Below are 26,794 nucleotides of genomic sequence, written 5' to 3'. Positions count from 1 at the left end.
CGTTGCCTCAACGCAGCGAGGCATCGATCAATTGGTTGGCGACGGCGACCAGCGAACGCGCAGGCCCCTGTCGTTCGAATAACTGCCCCGAAGCGTAGGTACCTTCAAGCAACAACAGCAGGCCATCGGCCAGCACCGCGGGCTCTTTCGCGCCCATTGCTGCCGACATCTCGACTAAGCGCTCGCGCAGCTTGCGCTTGTGCGTTTGGGCGACCTTGCGAGCTGGATGATCATCGCCGGGATATTCCACGACGGCGTTGGTCAAACCGCAGCCACGGTAGTTTCCTTGCGTCGCACGCTGCGCCAGCCCTTCGAGATAGGACATCAACTGCGCCCGAACGTCGTCGGGATGGGTCTTCGAACCCGCGTCGAACACTTCCCAGAAAGCCATTTCGTAATCGCGCAGGTACTCAGCCGCCAATTCATCCTTGGAGGCATAGCTGCGATACAGGCTGGGCTTGGTGACCCCAGCGCGACTTACGATTTCCTCCACCCCAATGGCGCGGATGCCTTCGCGATAGAAAAGCTCGCGTGCCGTGCGGCGGATGCGCTCCGCGGCCTTGGGCTTGGTTTCGGATGGAGTTTCGGATGGAGTTTCGGGTGTTGATGATCGGGAACGTTTGGTCGTCATGGCGAGCACTGTTGACTATGTTACCGATCGGTACGTATGATTCGCCAACCCAACGTACCGATCGGTAACATGACTATACCGCGCTCCCGCCCCTTCGGCCAGAAGTACGCCTTTGTCGTTGCCGCCGTGATCTTTCTCGCCCTGCTCGCCGCTGCGGGCGTTCGCGCTGCGCCGGGCGTGCTGATTCTTCCCCTGGGCAAGGCTTTTGGCTGGAGCCGCGACACGATTTCGCTGTCGGCGGCACTGGGCATCTTTCTCTATGGCCTGGTCGGGCCGTTTGCCGCCGCGCTGATGCAGGCGGTGGGCATTCGCCGCACGTTGATTGGCGCGCTGACCCTCATGGCGGTATCCATTTCGGCCAGCGCCTGGATGACGCAGCCGTGGCATTTGATGCTGACTTGGGGCGTGTTTTCCGGCCTCGGCTCGGGCTGCGTGGCGATTGTGCTTGGTGCCACCGTGGTTAATCGCTGGTTCGCCACCCATCGCGGCTTGATGATGGGCCTGCTCACGGCGAGTACGGCGACCGGCACGCTGGTGTTCTTGCCCGCCCTGGCGGCCATTGCCGATCACGGCGGCTGGCGGCCGGTGGTGTGGACGGTGGCGACCGGCTGCCTGGTGTTGATACCGCTGGCATGGTGGCTGCTGCCTGAGCGCCCGGCGGATATCGGCCTGCGCCCTTATGGTGCGACGGAAGATGAAGTCGACACGGCACCTCGCCGCAATCTGCTTGCCATTGCGCTTGGCACCCTGGCGACGGCAGCGAAGCAACGCACCTTCTGGTTTCTGTTTGCCACGTTCTTCATCTGCGGCTTCACCACCAATGGACTGATCGGCACGCACTTCATCGCCATGTGCGGGGATCACGGCATTCCCGAGGTTCGCGCAGCTGGCCTGCTTGCCATGATGGGTGCATTCGATCTGGTGGGCACCACCTTGTCGGGCTGGCTCACCGACCGTTACGACCCGCGCAAACTGCTATTTGTGTATTACGGCCTGCGCGGGCTGTCGCTGATCTGGCTGCCCTATTCCGATTTCTCGCTGACCAGCCTGTCGCTGTTTGGCATGTTCTATGGCCTCGACTGGATAGCGACAGTGCCGCCCACGCTGCGTCTGGCCGCCGATGCGTTTGGTGATCGTGATGCGCCCGTCGTGTTCGGCTGGGTGGTGACGGGTCATCAGATCGGCGCAGCAAGCGCGGCTTTTCTCGCAGGTGCGTTACGCACGCAGAGCGGTAATTATCTGCAACCGTTCGTGGTGGCCGGCATCACGGGCCTGATCGCAGCTGGTCTCGCCTTGATGATAAGGCGACGGCCCCAGCCGCAGCCCGCGCTGCAGACGGCCTGATTACGCCAGCCGCGTACCGTTGGGCACGGGGCGTTCGATGGCCGTGATGACAACGCCCTCGTCCGTCGGAAACCCCGTGAGCAGGAACTGCGAACGGAACGGCCCAATCTGTTTCTCGGGAAAATTGATCACGCCCACGATCTGCCGACCGAGCAGATCTTCGGCCCGATAGAGATGCGCAATCTGCGCGCTGGTTTTCTTTTCGCCGTACCGTCCGAAATCCACCCACACTTTCCAGGCCGGCTTGCGCGCTTCGGGAAACGGCTCGACGCGTGTGACGGTGCCCGCCACGATGCAGACTTTCTCGAAATCAGCCCAACTGATTTCCGCTGGCGCCGTGTCGTTTGTCTCGCTCATCCTTCCAACCTCGTCTTGAACCAGTCCTTGCTTTGCTGCCACCAATAGCTGGCCTGTGCGCCAAGGTAGCCAAAGGGCCGGTAAGTGCGCGCCAGCCCGTAACCGCCAAACTGTTTCCAGCGGTCGTCGCCTTCGGCAATCGCCGACGCCAATAGATCACCGGCGGCACACGTGGGCGCCAGCCCGTGCCCACCGAAGGCCTGTGCCCACCAGAGCCCATCATCACTGCTGCCGATTTGAGGCATCTGGTGCCGTGCATAACTCATCAAGCCCGACCAGGCGTAGTCGACGCGTACACCCTTCAGCTGGGGGAAAACGCGCAGGAGATCCTGCGTGAGCAGTCGTTGCACACTCCGCGGCGAACGATCCCGAACGGAGATGCGCCCGCCCCACAGCAGGCGCGTGTCAGGCAAGGGCCTGTAGTAGTCGAACGCAAAGCGCGAATCGTAGACGGCCGAGCGCGTGCGCAGACATTCACCGAGGCGATCGCCCAGCGGCTCCGTCACCATGACGTAGGTGGCAATGGGCAAAATGGCCCGATCGACCTGCCGGCGCAGCCCTGCCAGATAGCCACCGCAGGCAAGCACGACCTGGTCCGCATGCACCGTGCCCTGGCCCGTTTCGATGCGCCAGCGCAAGCCGTCGCGCCGCAGCTGGCTGACGTCGGTGTTCTCGTGAATGCGCACGCCTTGCGCTGCCGCGGCTCCGGCCAGGCCAATGGCAAAATTGAGCGGGTGAAGATGCAGCGCATCGCGCTCATACAGGCCGTCGAAGTAACGCTGGGTGTGGATGCGGTCGCGCAGCTCATTCTGCGGCAACCACTCCCACGATACGCCGTAGTGTTTCGCCAATAGCTCCTGCCGCTGCTGCAATACCGCCGGGTCACGGAACCAGTTGGCCCAGATCACGCCCTCGTCCACGAGATCGCAGGGAATGGCGTGCGTCGCAACACGCCGGCGAATACGAGCCACCGCGTCCGTGGTCAATTGGAACAATGCGCGGGCCGACGCCTCACCCTTTTGATCAAGCAGCGACTGCTCGCCCAACGAATAGCCACCGAATACAAAGCCACCGTTCCTGCCGGACGCACCGAAGCCCACCTGCTCGCGCTCCAGCAGCACCACATCGCGGACGCCGCGTTCGGCAAGGCCAAGTGCCGTGTGCAAGCCCGCATAGCCGCCGCCGATGATGGCGATGCGCGCATCGACCTTCCCCTGCAAAGCGGTGAACGGTTGGTACGGCGTAGCCGTGGCGCGGTAGTAAGACACTGCCGGTGACGAAGTCATGCGATGGGCGTGCGCTTGTCTCGGTGATGACGGGCAAGCATAGCGCAGCCACAGCACCCAACTGCGACATGACGCATGGCACAGCCGGCTGGCTACTCGACGAGGGTGACGCCCAAGGGGCGCTCATCGCTACGGCCTCGGTCATCCACCACGCGCACCTCGTAGTTACCCGCGTGCGATGGCTGCCAGAATAGCGATTCGCCAGGTGCCGACCGTCCTACGTAAGCGTCGTTGACGAACCAGTACATTTCCCGCACCGAGGCGTCGGCGTTGGCATTGAAGGCAATGCGATCCTCGCCGGCAGACTTAAGGCGCATGGCGTAGATGCTGCCCTTCAACGGCGACGAGATCGCCGGTGGTTCGCCATCGACACCGGCGTTCGCGCAGATATCGTTGCGCGGCGGCGTGCGCCGGGGAATGCCCGCCTGCACGAATACGCGCTGCAATTCGGAGGGCCAGAACTCGTACACCTCAACGTGCGTGCGCTTGCCGGCATACGGCGGGCAAGCCGGCTGCCCCGTGGCGTCGTCAATCACCACCGGGCGATGCACCTGGCTCACGCGGATCGGCGATTTGCCGGGAATGAACCAAGTCATGCCTCGCTGCGGGCACCACTGGTTCGGCAGATCGCCACTGGCAAGGCAGATTTCCACCCGGCGGAGGTGTGCAGGCATGTGACGTATCGGCTCGGCCATCTGCGGTTGCGCCGCGCGCAACGCGTCGACCATCTGGAAGAACAGCGGGGCCGCTGCCTCCGCGCCGACGAAGGCCGGGTTGCTGCTGCCATCGAAATTGCCTACCCAAACCACCAGCACGTAGGGTCCGAAGCTGCCAGCTGTCCAGGCATCGCGGAATCCCCAGGACGTGCCCGTTTTCCAGTACACCGGAAGGCGATCGGGTTGTGCACCAGTGGTTTCGTCGGGGCGAGGGTTCTGCCGCAGCATGTCCATCACCATGAAGCTTGCCTCGTCACTCAACAGGCGAGTGCCGGTGGGCCTGGGTTCGTCGGCGAACAGGCGCAGCGGACGCAGTTCGCCACGATTGGCGAGCATCGCATACAGGCCACCCAGCTCCTGCATGGTCACTTCACCGCCACCCAGTACCAGCGCGAGGCCGTAGTGCTTCTCGCTGGCCATGCGGCTGATGCCGGCATCGCGCAGGAATTGATAGAACGTCGGTTGTTGCAGCTGCGAAGCCACCCATACCGCAGGAATGTTGCGACTGCGCACCAGCGCCTCGGTCGCGGTCACCGGCCCCAGGAAATGGCCATCGAAGTTCTCCGGCGTGTACGGGCCGAACGAAGTGGGAACGTCGCGCAGTACGGTTTGGGGGTGCAACACCCCCTGATCGAAGCCGAGCCCATAAATGAACGGCTTGAGGGTGGAGCCTGGCGAGCGCTTGGCCAGCGTGCCATTGACCTGGCCCTGGAGGGCGGCATTTGCGTAATCGGCGGAGCCAACGAGCGCCTTGATGCCCATGTCGCGCGTGTCGATGAGGATGGCCGCCGCATTGCGGATGCCTCGCGCGTCGTTGCGCTCGATGTAGCGTCCGACCTGGCATTCCAGTACATGCTGCAGGTCCAGATCCAGCGTCGTGGTCACACGACTGCTTTGCTCCTGCGGTGCCATTCGCCGCACCGCCAGCACCTGGTCGACGGCATGCGGGGCTTCGAACGGAAGCTGGGAGAGCGGCCTCAGACGTAATGGCAAGGCAAACAGGGGCTGTAGCGCGGCGTCCTCAGGGTGCAGGCTCTTCCATCGCGCATACAAGCGATTGCGCGATGTGCTGAGCCTTGCGCCGATCAGGTCTGGCGCATCGGCGCCACCTTGCAGGCGGCGGGTGGGATCCTGCGGTATCACGGCCAGCGTCAGCGCTTCCGGCAGGCTGAGCTTGTCGATGGGTTTGTCGAAGTACGCGAGGCTTGCCGCCCCCACGCCCTCTACGTTGCGCCCGTACGGTGCGTAGTTGAGATAGGCCTCGAGGATCTGGTCTTTGGAATAGAACAATTCCAGCTGTATCGCCCGCGCTACCTGCCGCAGTTTGCCCATGGGCGTGCGTGTATTGAGGCGCCATAGCAGGCGGGCGAGCTGCATGGTGACGGTGGAGCCGCCCTGACGGTTGCCGTGGCTCACATAGGTGACCCATGCACCGCGCACCAGGCCGTAAGGGTTAAAGCCTGGATGCCAGCGGTACCAGCGATCCTCGTGCAGCAATACGCCATCGACCAGCGCGGGAGACACATCCCTGAGCGGCACCCACAAGCGGTAACGCTCATCGCTCGCCAGCGTCAGACGCAATAACCGCCCGCGCGCTTCGTAAACCGCCGTCGATGACGGCAGCCACTCATTCAGCGGACGATGCGGCCACCATCGGCAGCCCACCAGCAGCGCCGCCAGCAATGCTGCGCCCACAAGCCAGTTCTGCCATCGAACAATCCAGCGTACGACGGCCTGGCAGGAGCGCGTAATGAGCGATGGTGTGATCATGTGCGTGAGTCCGCCGGAACGCCCACGGATGGCCGTGGGCGCTCCTTATCCATCAAGGCTGACGGACAACCTCCAGCGTCTTGCCGCCCGCCGTCCGCGCCTGCACGCGGCGATCGTACAAAGCTTCACCGTAAGCCGGCGGCACGATGAACTTGCCGGCATTGGTGGCCTTGATGCGGTAGACGAACTCGCCCACTTCGGGCGTGGCCGTGCCGTAGAGCACCACGCGATCCTCGCGCACGTCGGCATATTGCAGGGCCCAGCTAGAGTTACCCACGCCGATGGGCGAACGCCATGCGCTGGCCTTGACCTCGCTGTCACCGCCGGCGTCGTTCTGGTCGCTGCCATCTTGCTGCTGGTCGGTCACGGCCGGCGGCGGCTGGATGACCGGCTCGAAACCACCCGGCAACAGATCAACAATGGCGATGTTGTCCCTGCCGCGATCATCGGTGGCGCGAATCTTCAGATGCACGTCGATCTCCTGACCGACGGTCACCTTGTCGATGGCCTTGCCATTCGTATCGGTGTAATCGCGGGTGATCTCCACGCCTTCCTTGATGGCCTTGCCGGGCGCGTCGCGATCGAACCCGCCCTGGCTCACCACACGCCACGCCGGCAGCGTGCTGTCATTGGTGAAGCGCAGGCGTCGGGCGTCGGCACTCCAGCTGCCAGCCTGGAGCAGATTGCCTTGCGGGGCGGCGATGGACTTCACCGAACCATCGGCAAGCACCTGGTCGATGCGCAGCTTGTCCAGCTGCCCGTTGCTCTCCGACGCATAGGTATCCAGCGCCAGCAATACCATCGACGAAGACAAGGTGTTGTACCAGCCCCGGCCCAACGGCTCGCTGATGTTCTCCATCACGCGTGGCGGCAGCGCCTTGGCCCGCTCTGGGAAATGCTTGCTAAGCAGATACAGCGTGCTGGCGTCGCGAATCAGCGAGTCGTAGTAGTAGCCGTAGCTGTAATCCTTGTCGCCCTTGCTGCGCTCGAGCAGCTTCTGTGGACCAGCCATGAGCTGCGCGGCCTGCTTGTCCTGCTTGAGCAACTGGTACGAAGCCGCCAGCCATGCCGCAGCCAGGTCGTTCTTCCACTGATCGGGATACGCATCCTGCAGACGTTTCTGCACGGCAGCCAGATCGTTGGTGGTGACATTGCCCTGTCGGGTCAGCAGATACACGGCATATGCGCGCTGGCGCACGAGGTCGATGCCATCGAGCGTATCGTCGCTGGCCAGCTGCTTCAGATACTTGTTGCCTGCATCGAACATGTCGCGCGGAATTTCCACGCCACGCTCACGTGCTTCCAGCATGAAGTTCATGGCATAGGTCGATACGAATGGATTGGAATCCGGCGTGGCCGACCACAAGCCGAAGCCACCCTGCCCGTTCTGGCGTGCATGCAGCACGTCCAGGAACTGCGAGAGCGCCTCCGCATTGCTGAGCTTCTTGCCCTCGCCCATGGCGGGTTGCAGGGCATCTGCGAATACCTTGACCTGCGGCCACTTCGGCAGCACCAGGCGCGGCATGGCCATACTGATGATCTGCTCGCTGCAGAAATGCTGGAAGTTCACCAGGTAGGTCGTGAGGCCGCTCGACAGCACCACCGGGATGTTGGAGATGGCGGCATCACGCAAGGCGTACTCGCTGTACATATGACGCAGGTCCGGCTGGTCCTGCTTGCTGCCGGCATCGACCCGGCCCACATCCACCTGTGTGCGATAAGCCGACGCCGGGCGCACCGATACATCCACGCTCTGGCGTGCTGACTTGTCGCCATAGCCCGCGGTGAAACTGAGGTTGCCAGACCCGAGCTTGTCGGTAGCCTTGACGCGGAAAGTCACCACACCCTCGCGCATCTCGCCGATATTCAGGCTCTGCGTCGGCGCACCCACGATCTGCAATTGCGGGCCGGTTTTCAGCGTCACGGCCACGGGCACCTGCTTGCCGCCCAAGCCAGTGAGGTTATTGGCAACGCCAACGCTGACATCGACTTCGTCGCCCGGTGCCAGCGTCGTGGGCACATTCGGCGAAAGCACAAAATCACCGCGTACCGTCGCGCTGCCCTCAAACGTACCGATGCGATCCGACGACACCGCCACCGCCATGACGCGAATCTTGCCGTTGAAGTAGTCAGGTACCTGGTAAGTGAAGTTCTTCTCACCGTTGATATCGACAATGCCGGACCAGTACGCCACCGGCTTGTCGCGCTTGCGTTTGAACGGATTGAGCTGGCGACCGATGGCCGCGTCCGCGTCGCCACCGGGGGCAGCCATCGCCATCAGCTTCTCGAAGTCCGGCAGTATCAGGTCGAGGATCTGCGAAGTACCCACTTCGAGCATGCGCTTGCGGAAGAAGAACTTCAGTGGATCACCCAGCTTGTAGCGAGCCACCTGCAGGATGCCCTCGTCCACCGCGAAGACCACAGCTCGCGTGGGCTGCGGCGCGGTGAGTTTGAAGGTCACCGTTTCGCCCGGTTTGACCAACGCGGGCGACTCCACCTTGATGCTGTTGCGGCGCGCATCCAGGTTCACCGAGAACGGCACCACGCCGTAGCTCAATGGACTCATGAAGATCTCGTCCGACGACGGATCACGGATGTACTGCACGTTGATATAGCCGTTGCCTTCAAAGTCGGCGGGCACGGTGATGTGCTGCACCGAGCTGGTGGTGTCGGCATGGAACCAGGCGTGCGCATACACCTTGTCACGCTCGATGGTGATCAGGCCGCTGCCTGCATAAGGCGCGCGGATGGCGATATCCATCGCCTCGCCAGGTGCATAGTCCTGCTTGCTCAGATTGAGTTGCAGCTCCGCGTTGCGATCGAGCGAGCGGGACACGTTGGCGGCTCCCGCCACCGAGAACTCCACGCGGTTCACTTCCACGCCGTCGCTGCTGCGCACGATGACCAGTGCGTAGTTGCCCGGCTTGTCCGTCGGCAAGGTGTGGTCCATGCCATTGGCTGGAATCGCCAGCGGCTGCTCGTTGATCAGCACTTCCTTGAGCTTGGACTGGTACTTGTAGACGCCCGAATCCTGCTTGGTGAGCACCGAGAGGTAGCGACGCTCGATCAAGCGTGCCTTCAGGTCATTCAACGCGATCGACTTCGCGGTGTGATCGATGGCTACCAGACGCACGCTGCGTGGCGCGGCACGGTTGATGTAATCCAGATTGTCGACCGACTTGAAACCCACCAGCCAGTCGTTGCTGGATACCAAGGTTTGCGCAGCGGCGGCCACACTACGACCGCCTTCCGGCTCATAGGCCTTCACCAGGAAGTACAGCTGATAGGTCGCGTCAGCGTACTTCTTCAGGTCGAAGTCGAACTCCGCATGGCCCTTGTCGTCGGTCTTGCCATCTTGCAGCTTGTCTTCGTAACCCTCTTTGGCGCGACGCACATCGTAGAAGTGATAGTCGGGCCAACTACGGAATGCGGGCCACGCCGGGCGCAAGGTCAGCGAGGCCTCCACGCGGCGATCCGCTGCCGGCGTGCCGAACAGGTTCATGACGTCGACGATGCCCTTGATCTGGTCAGGCTTCACCCAGCCTTCGGATACCTGACCGGCCAGCTTGGCTTCCACTTTCATGCGATCGGGCAGGAACTCCTTCACCTGCACGGTGGTGCTGCCGATCTGCGCGCTGGCTTTGCCGTCCTTGACGATGTAGAGGTTCACCGTCCAGGTGCCGGTCGGTGCGGTTTCGGCGGGTGCGTATTCGAGTTCGCCAAAGCCGGACGCATCCATGGACATGGGCAATTGCTTCACCGTCATGCCGCGCGGGTCGACAATCTCTGCCTGCAACGGAATGCCCACCACGCTGCGCGTCCAGCTCGATGCCCGGACGATCAGACCCATATGGAAGGTATCACCGGGCCGATAGATGCCGCGATCGGAGAACAGGTAAGCCGACAGCTGGCCTTCGTTCTGGGCGTTGCGTTCGCCACCCACGTCAAAGCGCGAGAAATCGAGCTTGCGTTCGTAGCTGCTGGTGCCGCCGATGGGCAGGAAGGACAGGTCGTCAGCCTTCTTCACTACATACAAGGTCGGCTGCTTCTCGCGCTCCAGGCCTTTGAAGGTCGGGAAATGCACGACGCCATCGGCCGAGGTGGTTTCGCTGAAGAGCGTCTGGCCGTTGACGGCAAGTACCGACACCGAAGCGCCAGCCACCGGCTGTCCAGTGCGGATGGATTGCACGAATACGTCCTGACTACCATCCAGCGCGCGCTTCACCAGCATGCCCAGATCGGTCACCACGATCATGCGCGTGTCGTTGGGGCTGCCCGCGCCAGAGTTGTAGCCGTTGTCCGACATGTCGCTCTGGTCGGCCTCGCCTTCCTCCCCCTCCCCGTCGTTTGCTTCGTTGCGGGGTGCAGCCTGTGGCTCGCTTTCGGCAGCCTTCTTTGCGTCTTCCTTCTTTTTCTCAGCGGCGGCGTCATAGCTGGAGAGGTGCAAGAGAAACACGCCACGCTTACCGTCTTTCAGGTATTGCCCCAGATCCACGCCCTCGTAGTGCGCCTTGGCCGGGTCGCCCGCCGGGAAGCTGCGCTTCTGCTCGAAGCGCTCCACGATATGGTCTTCGCTGAACATATAGCTCAGCTCCGGACGCGCAAACGTGCCCTGATTGAAGCTCACCAGATGCTGCAGCTGATCGGGCAGTACACGCCCGATCTCCACGCGCATGCCGGGGAGATTGCGCGACACCACCGAAATCCGCTTGCTGCCGGAGATCGACAGCAGCGAACCGTCGGCCATGAAACGCAGCAGTTTGGGGTAATTGGGTACGCTGACCACGGTGGCAAAGGGTTTGCCCATGGCATAGCCGCCGAACGATTCCAGCCCCTTGTCGACATGCACGTAGATGCGCTGCCCAGGTTCCGCGCGGTACTTGAAGCTCTGCACTGCCTCGTAGTCGTTCTCGGTAGGCACCAGTTCCAACTTCAGCGGCTGTGCCTTGCGCAGCTCCGCCTCACCCACTTCGGAAACATCCCAGCCGTAAGGCGGCTCATCGTCACCCTGCTCCACGCCGGGTTTACGATTGGGCAACACCCAGGCCTTGGTCAGGCGAGCAAGCTCGCTGTCGCGCACGCTGCCGCCGACATTGACCACCAGCACCTGTTCGGGCTCGTACTTCTCGTTGTCGACCAGGGTCGGATCAACGCTATTGATGGTGAGGCTGTAGCGCCCTGGTACGCGAACCTGCGCCTTGATATCACTGCTCGTGCCATCGCCGCCGCGTACGCTGCGCACGCCCTTGGCGATGCTGTAGTGCACCGCACCCTCATCGCGAGGCAGCGCCAGCGGCTGCGAATGGATCCAGGCGTGCAGCTTGTACTGGTCGTACGTCACGCTGTACTTGAGCGCCACATCGCGACTGCCCTGTTGCGCCAGACCCACCTCGATACGCTTCTCGAATTCGGCCGTGTCGACCGGGTAGTTGAAACTCACCGGCAGAATGGTCTTCTTGGCGGTGGCGTCCTGAGGGTCTTGATAGAACTCGCCGTTTTCCACCTTCGCCTCGAAAGCCGGCGTGTCGAACGTGAAATGGTCATCGGCCATCAGCACGTGGCTGGCAAACGCCTTGGCGGTGTCGAAGCGCACTTCGTAGTGGCGCCCTATCGGCCAGTCTTCGGCCGGCACGAATCGCAGGGTATGGTCATCAACCCAGGTCCACTGCCCTTTGGTCGCGGGCTGCATGACGATGCCCGTGGTCACCGGCTTGCCAACGAGCTCGATGGGTGCCGCCGAGCCCGAGAACGTCACCGTGAGCGGGTGGATCACGATGGGCTGACGGGTGTAGTCGGTGATCGCCGGCACATCTACCGACAACGTGATGCGCGAGGGCTCCACGGGCTTGGGTCGATTCTTGTACCACTCCCAGCCAAACCAGCCGCCCGTCGCCAGCACAAGAACGGCCACCAGCGTACCCGCAGCCTGGATGGGCCTGCGCCGAATCCATCCTCCTGTGGCGGGTAACCACGTGGGTGCCGACCAGCTGACCTGCCCTATCAAGGGGCGAAGGATCAGGGCCAGCACGGCGCCAAGGCCACGCAACAGGCGCAGCGGCAGCAGGAGTAGAAATCGCAACAGATCCATGATGCTTTCCTGGTTTTCATCCAATGAACACGACGGCGGCGCATCAGCGACGCGGCCCCGGGCCAGGTACGTCAAAACGCCCGCCTCTTGCGAAGCGGAGCTGACACTACCGGGTTACCCCACTACATGATGCACGCCGAAGATGGCAGAACGCGGGTGGGATTCTGGCATGCGCCCGTCAAAGACGCATGGGGGAAAGTCTGACTCTTGCGAAGTCGCCTTCATCGCATTGCGCGACGAAGGCAGCGTCCGGCCTCCGATAAGCCAAGGCCGGCCCACACAAGCCACCGGCCCTCAAAGCCGGTGGCTCGCGCGTATCAGAGCTCGGCGATCAACTCGCGCACGACCGGAGCCAGCTTGGGATCCTGCAACGCCATGTGCATGGTGGCGCGCACCAGCCCGGCCTTGTTGCCGCAGTCAAAGCGCGTGCCCTCGAAGCGATAAGCCAGCACCTTTCCCTGCTCCTTGAGCAGCGCATCAATGGCGTCGGTGAGCTGGATCTCACCACCCGCACCGGGCGTCGTCTGTTCCAGCAACTGGAAGATGCGGCCCGGCAGCACGTAGCGACCGACCACAGCGAGGTTGGACGGTGCATCCGCAGGCTTGGGTTTCTCCACCATATGGCGGATCTGCGCGCTGCGATCGTCAATAGGCTGGGCGTCGACGATGCCGTACTTGTCGGTATCGCTGTGCGGCACTTCTTCCACCGCGATCACGCCTGCCTGCTGGGCATCGGCAAGCTCGGCCATCTGACGCAGGGCGCCCTTGCCCTTGTTCCAGATAAGGTCATCCGGAAGAACCACGCCAAACGGCTCGTCACCAACCACCGGCTTCGCGCAAAGCACGGCATGGCCAAGGCCAAGCGCTTCGGGCTGGGTCACGAAAATGGCGCGCACGTGCTTGGGCAAGGTGCCCTGCACCAGTGCGAGCAATTCGTCTTTGCCCTTCTCGTGCAACTTCGCCTCAAGCTCGTACGCCTTGTCGAAGTAGTCCGCGATGGCGTGCTTGTAGCGATTGGTGACGAAAATCAGGGTGTCCGCGCCCGCATCCACGGCCTCGTCCACCGCGTACTGAATCAGCGGACGATCCAGCACCGGCAACATCTCTTTCGCCACCACCTTGGTGGCCGGCAGGAAACGCGTACCGAGACCGGCAACAGGGAACACTACCTTGCGCAGCTTGCTCACTTACTTCTCTCCTGATTCATTACGACGCAGCGATACGACATTGTCTGGCTGCGTGGACTCGCCCCAGCGAAACGACGGCATCAAATTGGAAACACAAATCCGCAGTGCGTCCTCGTCATAAGCCACGACGGCATCTGCCGCCTTGGCCATCTGTGCATTGAGCAGATCCCACTTCACGGGCCGGTACTGCGCGAGAAAAATCTTCACGTGCGTGGTCTCGATGTAATTCTCGAGCGGGTGGAACAGCTCCTCGAACAGCTTCTCGCCGGACCGCAGACCGGTGTAGACGATAGGAATCTCCGTACCGGGTTTGCGGCCGGCCAGGCGAATCATCTGCTCTGCAAGGTCGCGAATCTTGATCGGCTCACCCATGTCCAACGCAAAAATCTCGCCACCCTTGCCGATGCTGGCCGCCTGCAGAATCAGTTGGCAGGCTTCCGGAATGGTCATGAAGTAGCGGGAAATTTCCGGATGCGTGATCGTCACCGGGCCGCCATTGCGGATCTGCTCGCGGAACAGCGGAACCACCGAGCCGGCCGAGTCGAGCACGTTGCCGAATCGCACCGTGATGAAGTGCGTGTTCGAGTGCTCGTTGAGGTTCTGGCACCAGATTTCTGCGAGACGCTTGCAGGCACCCATCACGCTGGTGGGGTTCACCGCCTTGTCGGTGGAGATCAGCACGAAGCATTCCACCTCGTGCCGATCGGCCAGGTCGGCCACGTTGCGCGTGGCCAGTACGTTGTTGCGGAACGCTGCACGCAGCTGCCCCTGCAACATCGGCACGTGCTTGTACGCCGCCGCGTGGAATACCACCTGCGGCTTGTACTCGCTGAAGAGCTTGCGCATGGCGGCCGTGTCGCCACAGTCCGCCAACACGCCTTCGTAGATCAGCTCCGGATATTCCGCGCGCAATTCCTGCGAAATGCGGTAAAGATTGAACTCGCAGTTGTCCACCACGCAGAGAGATTGGGCGCCCAGGCGCGCCACCTGACGGCACAACTCCGAGCCGATCGAGCCACCGCCACCCGTGATCAAGACGCGACGCCCGGTGAGCGTCACGCGGATGGCTGTCCAGTCCAGCTCCACCGTATCGCGACCCAGCAGGTCTTCGATGGCGACTTCCTTGATCTCGTTGAAGTGAGCGCGACCGGAAACCACATCCTCCAGCTTGGGCACGGTGCGGTACGGCAACCCACTCAAGTCGCACAGTTCCACCACGCGACGCATTTCCTGCGTCGACGCCGCGGGCATGGCTATCAGCAGCATCTGCGCGGCGACTTCACGCGCCAGTTCGGGGATCTGTTCGATACGGCCAAGCACCGGGCGGCCACTGATACTGGCCCCGCGGAGGCTTTCGCGGTCATCAACAAAGCCCACCACGGTATAGCCATTGTCGCGATGCAGGTCGCGCGAAAGCGCCTCACCGGCACGATCGGCGCCTACGATCAGTACGCGCTGGGCGGGCTTGGCCTGGAACACATCGACACGACTGTCCTTCCAGAAGCGGTAAGCCAGGCGGGGGCCGCCCAGCAACACCGCGAGCACCACGGGATAAAGCAGCAGCACTGAACGAGGTACGTCAGCCAGTCGATTGTAGAGAATGAGTACGGCGGCGATGGCGAGCGCACCGATGACGGCAGCGCGCAGGATGTTCCAAAGGTCCGGCAGGCTGGCAAAGCGCCAGACACCCTTGTAAAGGCCAGTCCAGCTCAGCACCGCTCCTTGCACCAGCAGCACCAGGGGGAATTCCAGCGCGTGGAAGCTGATTGCCGCATTGTCGATCATGGCGTAGCGCAGCGCTTTGGCTATCCACCATGCCAACGCAGCCATCAGCAGGTCGTGTAGTACCACGGCCGTACGCGGATGAATGACACCGACCCATTTACGAAGCGACATGACTGACCTTGTGCGAAACGCGCCGCAAACACTGGCGCTTCATGAGTATCCATACGGCGGTCGCCATCAGGTAGGTACCGATGAACACCAGTACCGACCCTGCTGGCCAAACCCATGCCAGCGCGGCCAGCGGAGCCGCCACCAACACGTTCCAGGCCAGATAGCACGCCCCCCCATTGGCATGCGTGAATCCACTGCGAACCAACCACTGGTAAAGATGCTCGCGGTGCGCAGTGTACCAACGACGCCCACCTACCATACGGCCCAAAAGGGTAAGGCTAGCGTCTGCTACAAAAGATGAACTGAGGATCAAAGCCGGCCACAGCAGGTGCCAATCCACTCGCCAGAGCAGCGCGGTGAGGGCAAAAATCAACAGCCCCATGGTGCCGCTGCCCACATCCCCCATGAAAATGCGGGCCCGGGGCCGGTTGTAGTACCAGAAGCCCAGGGCCGCCGCAGCCAGGCAGGCGGCGGCGGTCATCAGCGCGGGCTGGGCAGCCATATAAGCCAGCACGGCCAGCCCCAGGCCGACAAAGATCACCTGCTGCGCCAGCAGGCCATCGATGCCGTCCATGAAGTTGTGCAGGTTGATGCTCCAGCCACCCGCGAGCACCAGTACCGGCACCCACCACCACGACATGCCGCCCATCGCGAGCGCCACGGCGATCAACGCGGCCGACAGCAACTGGATGCCCAACCGGGGCAGCACGGGCAAGGACCGGTGATCGTCCCACCAGCCGACCGCCGCCACCAGCACGGTAGCGACAGACAGCGCGACCACCACGGGCGTAAGCCATGCCACTGGCAAGACATAGAGACAAGCAGGCATCGTCAGCAGCGCGGCCACCACGATACCAATGCCACCACCGCGCGGCGTGGGAATCGTGTGCGAACGGCGCTGCCCCGGCAGATCCATCATCCCCCGGTGATGCGCATACGCAATCGCACCGCGCACCACGATCAGCGCGATCAACAACGATGCCAGCACCATCCCTATCGCCAGCGAAGCAGACGTCATCCGAACCTCATTCGTTGGCCACGCCGTGGATCGGGCGAATCGTGCTCCAGCTCTTGCAGCTCGGGCACTGCCAGTGATGCGCCTTGGCACCGAAGCCACAACGGCTGCAGCGATACATGGCCTGACCTTCCAGCAGCTTCTTGGTGAGGTCGCGAAGGATCAGGAAATTCTCGCGCGCCTCGCCTTCGATCTTGTCCATGGTGGCATCGATCAAAGCCATCAGCCCACGCACGGAAGGCCGCTGTCGCAACTGCGATGTCAGGAATTCGATCGCGGTGCGCTCGCCATCACGCTGCTGATAGAGCCGTGTGAGCGCGAGCACCGGTGAGATGCCGTGATAACGCTCGAGGATGTCGCGCAGGAAATGTTCGGCATGCTCCATTTGCTGGGAGCGCGCGTAACTGTTGAGCAGCGGCGGCAGGATTTCCGGCACAAAGGCGATATCCGCCTCCACCGCCTGCTCATACACCTTGGCCGCTTCAGCGTGGTGGCCTTCCTCGGCATACAGTCGACCGGTGAGCATAAAGGCGCGCACGCAATCGGCCTGGCACGCAAACGCCTGACGCAGGTATTCGCGTGCATCCTGTCGCGCGCCGTGCTGACGCGCCTGCTCGGCCAGCTCGCAATAGAACTGCGCGATCATGCCGGCTTCGTCCTCGCCGGTCATGGCTTCAAGCCGGCGCGCGTGTTCGATCGCCTTATGCCAGTCGCGCTCGTGTTGATAGATCGCGATCAGGTGACGCAATGCCGATGGTGCGTGTGCATCCATCGCGACCAGATCGGAGAACAAGGTCTCGGCGCGGTCCAGCAAGCCTGCACGCATGTAATCCTCGCCCAGCTCGAGCAAGGCGACGGTCTTCATGGCGTCGGACAGACCCGGGCGCGAGACCAAATGCTGATGCAGCCGGATGGCCCGATCCACTTCGCCGCGACGTCGAAACAGGTTACCCAACGCAAGATGGGTTTCCACGGTGTCGCGGTTGTACTCGGCAAGCTTGAGGAACACCTCAATCGCTTTGTCCTGCTCTTCATTAAGCAGGTAATTCAGGCCGCGGAAATAGTCAGAGGAAAGTTCGCTGACCTGCGCACCGGAACGGCGCACACCCGCCCTGCGAGCCGTCCACCAACCACTGGCGAAAGCCGCAGGCACCAGCAAGATAAGAACATACTGAAGCGCGCTCATGCACCGGCCGGCGTAGTCTTGGCCTTGGCCGACGCTTGGCGACGCAGGCGCCGATGGCGCAATGAGCCACCCAGCCACGCAGTGAGCCCCCCGAGCAGCCAGCCGATCACCAGCGCAAGCAGCAAGGCTGCACCCTTGGGCAACTCCAGGCGCACGAAGCCGAGGTCGTAGGCGACCAGGTCGGCATTAAGTGCGCCCAGCACAATGCCAGCAGCTATCGAAAACAGCAGGATCAACGTCACGATCAGTCGCATGCCGCGACTTTACCCGATTGCCAAAGCCCATCACAGGCGTGCATGCAGGTGCGCTTCATAAAGCGGGGGCTGTGTCGGAAAAGCCCACTCATGTGTACTGAAGCGTCCAAAAAAGAAGGCAGGATCGGCTCAAAGCCGCCTGCCTTCGCAAGTTCTTGAGATGACACCCGTTGGACGGGTATCACTCCAGATTCAGGTTGACGCGCTCGCGCAGTTCCTTGCCCGGCTTGAAGTGCGGGACATGCTTGCCCGGCAGCGCCACAGCGTCGCCCGTCTTGGGATTGCGGCCCATGCGAGGCGGACGGTAATGCAGCGCAAAGCTGCCAAAACCGCGAACCTCAATGCGCTCGCCATTAGACAAGGCATGGCTCATTTGTTCGATCACGCTCTTGACCGCCAACTCCACATCGGCAAATGCGAGGTGGGTCTGACGCCGTGCCAGCGCCTCAATCAATTCGGATTTGGTCATGGGTCCCCAATGTCCGTGACGTGAAATCGCGGGGCGGCTGAACGCCGCCCCGCATTCCTACTTCGTACTGCTTAGTCAGCCTTGTTGAGCTGCTCCTTGAGCAGCGCACCGAGCTTCGTCGTACCGCTGGAGGCGTTCGAGTACTCGGCCATGGCGTCGTGCAGTTCTTCTTCGTCCTTCGCGCGGATCGACAGCTGCAGCTGGCGGCCCTTACGGTCCATGCCGGTGAACTTGGCTTCGACCTTGTCGCCCACCTTCAGGTGCTGCGTGGCATCGTCGATGCGCTCCTTGGCGATGTCGTTGGCGCGCAGGTAACCCTCGACGCCCTCGCCCAGATCGATCACGGCGCCCTTGGCGTCCACTTCCTTCACGGTACCGTTGACGATGGTGCCGCGCGGATTGGTGGCCATGAACTGACCGAACGGATCCTGCTCCATCTGCTTGATGCCGAGGGAGATGCGCTCGCGCTCCGGATCCACGGCCAGCACCACGGCTTCGATCTCGTCGCCCTTCTTGAAGTTGCGAACGAGGTCTTCACCCGAGGCCTGCCAGGAGATGTCGGACAGGTGGACCAGGCCATCGATGCCGCCGTCCAGGCCGATGAAGATGCCGAAGTCGGTGATCGACTTGATCTGACCGGACACCTTGTCGTTCTTCTTGTGCATGGCGGCGAAAGCTTCCCACGGGTTCGAGCGGGTCTGCTTGATACCCAGCGAGATGCGGCGACGCTCTTCATCCACGTCCAGCACCATCACTTCGGTCTCGTCACCAACCTGCACCACCTTGGCCGGGTTGACGTTCTTGTTGGTCCAGTCCATTTCGGACACGTGGACCAGGCCTTCCACGCCCGGCTCGATCTCAACGAAGCAGCCGTAATCGGTGACGTTGGAGACCTTGCCGAACAGGCGGCTGCCGACCGGGTAGCGGCGAGCGATGGCGACCCACGGGTCGTCGCCCAGCTGCTTGAGGCCCAGCGACACGCGGTTGCGCTCGCGGTCGTACTTCAGCACGCGGACGTCCAGCTCGTCGCCGACGTTGACGACCTCGGACGGATGACGCACGCGCTTCCACGCCATGTCGGTGATGTGCAGCAGGCCGTCGATACCGCCCAGATCCACGAACGCGCCGTAGTCGGTGAGGTTCTTGACCGTACCCTTGACCACTGCGCCTTCGGTCAGGCGCTCAAGCAGCTTCTCGCGCTCCTCGGAGAACTCGGTCTCGACGACGGCGCGGCGGCTGACCACAACGTTGTTGCGCTTGCGGTCGAGCTTGATGATCTTGAACTCGAGGTCCTTGCCTTCCAGGTAGACCGGATCGCGGACCGGACGCACGTCGACCAACGAACCCGGCAGGAATGCGCGGACGTCCTTGATGTCGACGGTGAAACCGCCCTTGACCTTGCCGGAGATCTTGCCGGTGATGGTCTCTTCCTTGTCGAAGGCCTGCTCGAGGTCGTCCCATACCATGGAACGCTTGGCCTTCTCGCGGGAGAGCTTGGTCTCGCCGAAACCGTCTTCCAGGGCGTCGAGGGCAACCTTCACCTCGTCGCCGACCTGCACTTCCAGCTCTCCGCTCTCGTCCTTGAACTGCTCAATCGGGACGATGCCTTCGCTCTTCAGGCCAGCGTTGATCACGACGACGTCGTTGCGGATTTCCACAACGATACCGGTGACGATCGCGCCCGGCTTCAGCTTGGAGATAGCCTGTTGGCTCTGTTCAAACAGTTCGGCAAAACTTTCAGTCATGTTGATTCCAGAAATGAGAAAAGGCGTTCGGTCTTTGCGCTTCATTGCGTAAGAGCGCGCGGACGTTGGCCCACCGGCTATGGGTGTCTTCGGGAATGAATCCGTGGGCACCGTTGACCAAAACCCCTCGCCTAATAGCAGGGGCACCAAAAGCCGCCGGCAGCCCTTTCAGGACTGCACGACAGCCAATACTTTCGCGACGACGTCGTCGATGCCCATGCCGGTGGTGTCGATGAAAACCGCATCCGCGGCCGGCTTGAGCGGCGCGACCGCTCGCGATGCATCGCGGGCGTCACGCGCTTCGATCTCGCGCTGAAGGGTAGCAAGTGTAACGCTGAGACCCTTTTCCTTCAACTGCTTATAGCGCCTTTTCGCCCGTTCGGCGGCGCTTGCAGTCAGGAATACCTTGAAGGGGGCGTCGGGGAAGATCACCGTGCCCATGTCACGACCGTCTGCGACCAGGCCAGCACCTTTGCGAAAGGCCAGCTGCATATCCACAAGTGCTTGACGCACCGAAGGAATCGAGGCAATCGCAGAGGCCGCTGCGCCAGCGGTTTCGGTGCGCAGTTCGTCGGTGGCGTCATGGCCGTTTACCAGCACCCTGGTGTCACTGCCGTCGGGAGCGGCCTGAAAACGGATCTTGGTGGTCTGAGCGCACCGGGTCATGGCCTCGACGTCGGAGAGATCCAGCCCTTCCGCACCCGCCGCATAACCCACCGCCCGGTAAAGCGCCCCGGAATCCAGTAGCCGCCACCCCAGCTTGTCCGCCACCTGGCGGCTGATGGTGCCCTTGCCCGACCCCGAGGGTCCGTCGATGGTGAGTACGGGGACGGATGAGGGCGAGGTCATGGGGACTCCTGACGGCAACAAAGGAAAACGCATATGCTATCGCGTTGGTCCTCGCACGGAACGCGGGATTTCCTGTAGCCCTAATCAGTCCGTCCGACCATGCACGTCCAAACCATGAATGATCTGCGTCGCGAATTCGAACAAGCCGCCGAGAATATCCAGCGACTTGGCCAGCGACCGGATAACGATACGCTGCTCAAACTCTATGCCCTCTACAAGCAGGGTTCGGAGGGTGATGTCCACGGTGAGCAGCCGGGCTTTTTTGACTTCGTTGGTACTGCGAAGTACGAGGCGTGGGCGACGTTGCGTGGTGTTTCCGAAGAGGATGCCATGCAGCGGTATATCGAGTTGGTGCATGAGTTGTTGAGCTGAGTCGGCGCTCGATAACGCCGGGCATTTCTGCTCGCCCCCCCGGCGTAGGTCGGGATCCAGAGCCTCGGTGTCTGGTTGTCGCGATACGGCCAGCGTGCCGCCTACGCGGCGGGCGTTTCGATCGTCTGCCGACGACGCAAAGCTAGTCCCCGTGGGACGCTCGAGTCACTTTTCTTTTGCTGGCCCACGCACGCGCAGGAGCGCGTGCGAACGGCGAAGCCGACCCGTAGGGCGTAGGGCAGGATGCCCGGAGTCAAAGAAAAGTAACCCAAAGAAAACGGCCTATTGGAGCTCCGGTAGCGTCGTGTGGAATACAAGCCCTGGGGGCTTCGATAATCGGCACCGCACGATCCATCCGACACACGGTGCGGCTACCCCGCATCGCGCCACGGCGCAGAGGTGCTCTGCGTGGCCTGGGATACAAGCACTGAAGGTTCCGGAGCCCGGATTGCGACCGGCGCAGCGCCGCCACACTGGGGCGACACCGCAACGCGTCGACACCGAGAGGGCTTAAAGCGGCGGCTCGCTTGGCGACATGGCTTTCTGGCTTTTCTGTAGGAGCGCACTCGTGCGCGACCGCGGCGTCACACTCGCTCGGTGGCTAGGCTGGCGAAACACGATCTATGAGGTAACGACAACACTCCGTGGTCGCGCACGAGTGCGCTCCTACAAGGTGGCGTTGGCTCTGGCTTTTCACCTTTCGCTCTTGATCTCCGGGCCCCCTGTGCGGCGGTGAGGGGTGGACGATCAGGCCCGCAGGGGGATCGGCCTCCCTTCACGGACTGGCCGGCTTCACCGGCCAGCGCCAAGCGGGGGTGCCCTCCTCTTTGGTTACTTTCTGACGCGAGGCTAATCCTCGTGGAACTTGGGCAAGCAAGAGAAAGTGACCCGGCCTCCGGCAGGAGGTCGGAAGCCCGCCGTCCCACGGGGACTAGATTTGCGTCGCAGGCGAGCCAGATCGCGATAACGCGACAACGAAGTGAAAGTCACTGGCCCCAACTTTCGCGGCAAGACGACGCTGACAAGCCAATGAAGCGAGAGACCACCCGAGCCCCTTGCTTTCAAACACCCTCTGAAGGCACATTCATACGATCGTTTGAACTGACCCGGCGGCCCGCATGAACTTCCCTCGCCTGTTCGCCCCGCTCGACCTGGGGCACACCACCCTGCCTAACCGGATCCTGATGGGTTCGATGCACACGGGCCTGGAAGACAAGGCCAGCGACTACGACAAGCTGGCCGCCTACTTCGCCGAGCGGGCACGTGGTGGCGTCGGGTTGATGGTGACTGGCGGCATTGCGCCCAGCGTCCAGGGGTGGCTGAAGCCGTTCGGTGGACGCCTGACCATGCCCTGGCATGTGGCACGCCATCGTAAGCTCACACGTGCAACACACGCGGAAGGCGGCAAGATCTGCATGCAGATACTGCATGCGGGTCGTTATGGCTATCACCCGCTTTCGGTAGCACCTTCCAAACTCAAATCACCCATTACGCCCTTCACCCCACGCGAACTGTCATCGCGCGGTGTTGAGCGCACCATTCGCGATTTTGTTCGCTGCGCAAAGCTTGCGCAGGACGCCGGTTACGACGGCGTCGAGGTCATGGGTTCGGAAGGCTATTTGATCAATCAATTTTTGACGGCGCGCACCAACCAGCGCACCGACGCATGGGGCGGCGATGCGACGAAACGCATGCGTTTTCCCGCGGAAATCGTTCGCCGTACGCGAGAAGCCGTTGGACGCGACTTCATCATCATCTATCGCCTGTCGATGCTCGACCTGGTGGAAAGCGGCCAGGATTGGAGCGAGATTGTTACGCTTGCAAAGGCCATCGAAGTGGCTGGCGCCAGCATCATCAATACGGGCATCGGCTGGCATGAAGCGCGCGTTCCCACCATCGTGACCAGCGTGCCTCGCGCTGGCTTTGCCTGGGTGACGAAGAAGCTGAAGGGCGAGGTATCGATCCCGCTCATCACCACCAATCGCATCAACATGCCTGAGGTTGCGGAGCAGATCCTCGTCAGTGGCGAGGCGGACATGGTGTCGATGGCACGACCGTTATTGGCTGATCCTGAGTGGCCCAACAAGGCAAAGGCCGGGCGTAGCGAGCGCATCAACACTTGCATTGCCTGTAACCAGGCCTGCCTCGATCACGTGTTCCAGAATCGTCGCGCGAGCTGCCTGCTGAATCCGCGTGCCTGCCACGAAACCGAACTGCGTATCGAACCGGTCACGACGCGCAAGAACATCGCCGTGATTGGTGCGGGCCCTGCCGGCCTTGCTTGCGCAAGCACGCTTGCCGAGCGCGGACATGCCGTGACGCTGATCGACAAAGCCAGCGATATCGGCGGTCAGTTCAACTACGCCAAGCGCATTCCCGGCAAGGAAGAATTCCACGAAACGCTGCGTTATTTCCGACACCGCCTGGACGACACGGGCGTTGCCGTAAAGCTCGGCCAGGCGGCTGATGCGGCGACACTGGCCAATTCAGGTCACGACGAAGTCGTCATTGCCACGGGTATTACACCGCGCCGCGTCGGCTTCCCGGGCAGTGATGACCCGCGCGTGCTGAGCTACCTCGACGTACTCGCACACAACAAACCTGTGGGCCAGCGCGTTGCGATCATCGGCGCTGGCGGCATCGGCTTCGACGTGGCCGAATTTCTGGTGGAGCATCAGCCATCTTCCACTCTGGATATTCCGCGCTGGACGCGCGAATGGGGTGTGGATATGCAGCTCGACACCCGCGGAGGCCTGGCACCCGCCAAGCCCGAGGCGCCTGCCCGCCAGATATGGCTGCTGCAACGCTCGGAGGGCCGCCCCGGCGCGCGCCTCAATAAGACGACCGGCTGGGTGCATCGGGCCACGCTGAAAGCCAAGCAGGTTTCCATGTTGGGCGGCGTCACCTATGAACGATTTGACGACCAGGGCCTGCACATCACCGTGGATGGGAAGCCACAGGTGTTGCCGGTGGACAACGTGATCATCTGTGCGGGCCAGGAGCCCAACCGCGGCCTGGCCGATGCGCTGACGGCTGCCGGCATCAAGACGCACGTCATCGGCGGCGCGGATGTGGCGGCTGAGCTCGATGCCAAGCGGGCTATCGATCAGGGCACGCGGCTCGCCGCGAGCCTGTAGCGCTACAGGCCTTCTGTAGGAGCGCACTTGTGCGCGACAGGTTCGCGCAGCTCCCTCGCTTCGCTTCGTGTCGCGCACAAGTGCGCTCCTACAACAATCCTTGCATCCGGATACGACAACGCCCGGCTTTTGGCCGGGCGTTGTGCTGAAAAGAAAGCGCCCCGCTGGGCGACGCGTCGATATGGGTCAGGGGGGAGGAAGACCAGATATCGCGGGGATAGCGTCGCAGCGGGGCGAGGGTCGCCGGCACCTGGGGGGAGGGGACGGTGCCGGGACGGAAGAAATAATATGATCGACGGGTTATAGAAACAAATATATATTTGCTCACCCACTTATTCGTAAATCATATTAAAGACCTCCCATGTTCGACTTCCGTCAGCTTCGTTACTTCGTAACGGTCGCCGAGGAGCTCAGCTTCACCCGAGCCGCCCAGCGGCTATACATCTCGCAGCCCCCTCTTTCCCAGCAAATACAATCGCTTGAGAATGATTTGGGGGTGCGGCTGCTGGAGCGCAACAAGCGCAATGTCTCGCTGACTGAACCGGGCAAATTGTTCCTTGAACAGGCCCGCCAGATTCTGGACAAGGCCGAAGAGGCGCGCGCCCAGATGGCCGACGCCGCTACCGGCTTCAGCGGCAAGCTACGCCTGGCCTACACAGTGTCGGTGACGTTCCACCCCGCCCTGCCCCAGACGCTGCTGCGTTACCGCAGCTTTGCACCCCAGGTGAGACTGATCCTCAGCGAGATGTATACCGAGCAGCAGTACGCCGCCCTGCTCGCCGGCGACCTCGACGTGGGCTTTGTACGCGACGAGCCGGAACACCCGGGCGTGGCCCGGCATCTGCGCCTGGACGTGATCGACCGGGAGCCGTTGCTGCTGGCCCTGCCCTCCAACCATCCGCTCGCCAGCCGGGAAAGCATCTGGCTGCGCGAGGTGGCCATGGAGGCCTTTGTGGTGCAGCCCCGCGAACTCGCCGCCACGCTGTACGACCGACTGGCCCAGATCGCCGCCAAGGCCAATTTCCACCCACTGATCCGCCAGCACGCCCAGCAGATCAACGGCCTGCTGGTGCTGGTAGCCGCAGGCATGGGTCTGGCTCTGGTGCCAGCCTCCATGCGCTCGGTGAGCCTGGCAGGCGTGAGCTACCTGCGGCTGGAAGACCCCGATGCCTATATGCTGCTGGCCCTGGCCAGCCGGGCAGATGACCCCTCACCCGTGGTGCGACGTTTCCTGAGCGCCATGACCGAGCAGGAATGAACGCACGTTCATACGCACACCCGCATTCCCGGCCAATGGCCACGAAAAGCGCCTTTTTGACCCACGCGGAACCGAATTGCTCAGGTCATCCAAGGACTTGTGCAAAGTACACAAGTTGTTTACCATTTCGTTCTTGTATTTTTCATTCGTTAGTTTCAGGAGCCGGCCGTGAAGGTGCTTTCCTCTTTGAAGTCCGCCAAGGCGCGGCACCGTGACTGCAAGGTTGTGCGTCGTCGCGGCAAAGTGTTCGTGATCTGCAAGAGCAACCCGCGTTTCAAGGCTCGTCAGCGCTAATCTCTGCGCGACGAACTTGTAAAAAGAGGCCGCGCAAGCGGCCTTTTTTATTGCCCATCGGACGAGTGGTTGTTACCGCTCGACGAAGGACCTGAGCCGTGCCAATGCCTGATCCCACTGCAGCGCGATCGCATCCAGCGAGCGCCTCGCCTCGTCCAGGCGCGAAGGCTCGAACTCCCACAGACGCTCGCGCCCCTGCTTCACATCACGCACCAGGCCTGCCTCGGCAAGCACGAGCAAGTGCTTGGTAACTGCCTGACGAGTGATATCAGTGCCCGCCGTGAGCTGGGCAATCGACATGGCACCACCGGCACACAGCGCGGCCACCATGCGCAAACGGGTTTCATCGCCCAGCGCAGCAAAGATCGATGCTGACTTGCGCAGCACAGGTGCTTTCAGCGCTGCTGGCCTGATCCCACGATGATCACCGGTCGACATACGCCTCGATACTCGTCATCTGCTCTGTCCATCCGCTGCTATTCATGCGGAAGGCGTCGTCACGGCGCGACAGCGGGATGCGATCGAAACCGGACTCGACCACTCGCAACAGCGTGCCATCCTTCACAGACTCCAGCTCGAATACCACCAGCGTCATGGGTTCGCGCGAGTAATCCATGGCGGGATCATGGGCATAGGGATGCCAACGGAATGCCAATACCCGCGGAGACTCCACCCGCTCCACGAGTACATCGAACATCAGGTGTTCGTAGCCCGGATAGGTGATGCTTCCACGCGTGTGCTCACCAGCGACAAAGCGCTGCCCTTTCAGAGATGCACCAAACCACTCGCCAAATGATTCGGCATCGGAAAGTGCTTTCCACACCTTATCCAGCGGGGCCTTCAGCAGAATCTCGCGTTCAATTCGATCGGTCGATGCGTTCATAGGCAACCTCCTGGCTGCATATTGCTCCCGCAATTCGTTAATTGCAACCATATAGTT

At 62.2% G+C, this 26,794-nt stretch carries 20 protein-coding genes; 5 read left to right on the top strand and 15 right to left on the bottom strand.

Features of this window, described 5'->3' with window-relative positions:
- Positions 1–7: 7 nt before the first annotated feature.
- Positions 8–631 (bottom strand): TetR/AcrR family transcriptional regulator, encoded by a 624-nt coding sequence (locus AC0GUR_RS07935; RefSeq protein WP_472876920.1) that lies wholly within the window; start codon positions 629–631, stop codon positions 8–10.
- Between the two features lie 69 nt (positions 632–700).
- On the opposite strand from AC0GUR_RS07935, the gene AC0GUR_RS07930 reads away from it, so the two are divergent.
- Positions 701–1,975: an MFS transporter gene (locus tag AC0GUR_RS07930; protein WP_472876919.1), complete on the top strand. Its 1,275-nt coding sequence runs from the start codon at positions 701–703 to the stop codon at positions 1,973–1,975.
- Here the strand turns inward: AC0GUR_RS07930 and AC0GUR_RS07925 are convergent, their stop codons facing one another.
- The 12 genes from AC0GUR_RS07925 to cmk all read right to left on the bottom strand — a co-directional run bounded on the left by AC0GUR_RS07925 (position 1,976) and on the right by cmk (position 20,793).
- On the bottom strand, positions 1,976–2,332 hold the full coding sequence (locus tag AC0GUR_RS07925) for a tRNA-binding protein (RefSeq protein ID WP_472876918.1): 357 nt from the start codon (positions 2,330–2,332) through the stop codon (positions 1,976–1,978). It lies immediately after the preceding gene.
- The gene (locus AC0GUR_RS07920; protein ID WP_472876917.1) at positions 2,329–3,618 is read right to left on the bottom strand and encodes an NAD(P)/FAD-dependent oxidoreductase; all 1,290 of its coding nucleotides are present in this window, start codon (positions 3,616–3,618) and stop codon (positions 2,329–2,331) included. The genes AC0GUR_RS07925 and AC0GUR_RS07920 overlap by 4 nt, the downstream gene beginning before the upstream one ends.
- Before the next feature lie 92 nt (positions 3,619–3,710).
- Positions 3,711–6,104 carry a penicillin-binding protein 1C gene (gene pbpC, locus AC0GUR_RS07915; protein WP_472876916.1) on the bottom strand — a complete coding sequence of 798 codons (2,394 nt, stop codon included), beginning with the start codon at positions 6,102–6,104 and terminating at the stop codon, positions 3,711–3,713.
- Between the two features lie 52 nt (positions 6,105–6,156).
- Positions 6,157–12,192 carry an alpha-2-macroglobulin family protein gene (locus tag AC0GUR_RS07910; RefSeq protein ID WP_472876915.1) on the bottom strand — a complete coding sequence of 2,012 codons (6,036 nt, stop codon included), beginning with the start codon at positions 12,190–12,192 and terminating at the stop codon, positions 6,157–6,159.
- Between the two features lie 317 nt (positions 12,193–12,509).
- A complete protein-coding gene (gene galU / locus AC0GUR_RS07905) occupies positions 12,510–13,379 on the bottom strand; it encodes a UTP--glucose-1-phosphate uridylyltransferase GalU (RefSeq protein WP_472876914.1) in 870 nt (289 codons plus the stop codon).
- Positions 13,380–15,275, bottom strand: a complete 1,896-nt coding sequence (locus tag AC0GUR_RS07900; RefSeq protein ID WP_472876913.1) for a polysaccharide biosynthesis protein — start codon at positions 15,273–15,275, stop codon at positions 13,380–13,382. It abuts the gene before it with no gap.
- Positions 15,262–16,293 carry an MraY family glycosyltransferase gene (locus AC0GUR_RS07895; RefSeq protein WP_472876912.1) on the bottom strand — a complete coding sequence of 344 codons (1,032 nt, stop codon included), beginning with the start codon at positions 16,291–16,293 and terminating at the stop codon, positions 15,262–15,264. Before AC0GUR_RS07895 ends, AC0GUR_RS07900 begins: the two co-directional genes overlap by 14 nt.
- Positions 16,294–16,300: 7 nt before the next feature.
- Positions 16,301–17,476 (bottom strand): lipopolysaccharide assembly protein LapB, encoded by a 1,176-nt coding sequence (gene lapB / locus AC0GUR_RS07890; protein WP_472876911.1) that lies wholly within the window; start codon positions 17,474–17,476, stop codon positions 16,301–16,303.
- Positions 17,473–17,730, bottom strand: coding sequence for a lipopolysaccharide assembly protein LapA domain-containing protein (locus AC0GUR_RS07885; protein ID WP_472876910.1), 258 nt, complete (start codon positions 17,728–17,730; stop codon positions 17,473–17,475). The genes lapB and AC0GUR_RS07885 overlap by 4 nt, the downstream gene beginning before the upstream one ends.
- A gap of 181 nt (positions 17,731–17,911) precedes the next feature.
- Positions 17,912–18,199: an integration host factor subunit beta gene (locus AC0GUR_RS07880; protein WP_019466989.1), complete on the bottom strand. Its 288-nt coding sequence runs from the start codon at positions 18,197–18,199 to the stop codon at positions 17,912–17,914.
- A gap of 71 nt (positions 18,200–18,270) precedes the next feature.
- Entirely contained in the window at positions 18,271–19,944 is a 1,674-nt protein-coding gene (gene rpsA, locus AC0GUR_RS07875) for a 30S ribosomal protein S1 (RefSeq protein WP_472876909.1), read from the bottom strand.
- A 168-nt stretch (positions 19,945–20,112) separates the two neighbouring features.
- Positions 20,113–20,793 (bottom strand): (d)CMP kinase, encoded by a 681-nt coding sequence (gene cmk / locus AC0GUR_RS07870; RefSeq protein WP_472876908.1) that lies wholly within the window; start codon positions 20,791–20,793, stop codon positions 20,113–20,115.
- A 114-nt stretch (positions 20,794–20,907) separates the two neighbouring features.
- Here cmk and AC0GUR_RS07865 point away from each other — a divergent pair, with 114 nt between their 5' ends.
- From AC0GUR_RS07865 to ykgO, 4 genes are all read left to right on the top strand, one after another.
- Positions 20,908–21,165 (top strand): acyl-CoA-binding protein, encoded by a 258-nt coding sequence (locus AC0GUR_RS07865; RefSeq protein ID WP_472876907.1) that lies wholly within the window; start codon positions 20,908–20,910, stop codon positions 21,163–21,165.
- 1,118 nt (positions 21,166–22,283) lie between these two features.
- Positions 22,284–24,302 carry an FAD-dependent oxidoreductase gene (locus AC0GUR_RS07860; protein WP_472876906.1) on the top strand — a complete coding sequence of 673 codons (2,019 nt, stop codon included), beginning with the start codon at positions 22,284–22,286 and terminating at the stop codon, positions 24,300–24,302.
- 361 nt (positions 24,303–24,663) lie between these two features.
- Positions 24,664–25,560 (top strand): LysR substrate-binding domain-containing protein, encoded by an 897-nt coding sequence (locus AC0GUR_RS07855; RefSeq protein WP_472876905.1) that lies wholly within the window; start codon positions 24,664–24,666, stop codon positions 25,558–25,560.
- Positions 25,561–25,728: 168 nt separating this feature from the next.
- On the top strand, positions 25,729–25,854 hold the full coding sequence (gene ykgO / locus AC0GUR_RS07850; protein WP_010342887.1) for a type B 50S ribosomal protein L36: 126 nt from the start codon (positions 25,729–25,731) through the stop codon (positions 25,852–25,854).
- Between the two features lie 72 nt (positions 25,855–25,926).
- Here ykgO and AC0GUR_RS07845 read toward each other — a convergent pair whose 3' ends face one another.
- Entirely contained in the window at positions 25,927–26,241 is a 315-nt protein-coding gene (locus AC0GUR_RS07845) for an ArsR/SmtB family transcription factor (protein ID WP_472876904.1), read from the bottom strand.
- 37 nt (positions 26,242–26,278) lie between these two features.
- The gene (locus AC0GUR_RS07840; RefSeq protein ID WP_472876903.1) at positions 26,279–26,737 is read right to left on the bottom strand and encodes an SRPBCC family protein; all 459 of its coding nucleotides are present in this window, start codon (positions 26,735–26,737) and stop codon (positions 26,279–26,281) included.
- Positions 26,738–26,794 lie beyond the last annotated feature (57 nt).

The sequence above is a fragment of the Dyella sp. PARNA 12/25 genome (assembly GCF_055702865.1).
Note: the sequence above shows the minus strand (reverse complement) of the source record. Positions and strands in the feature narration are given on the sequence as shown.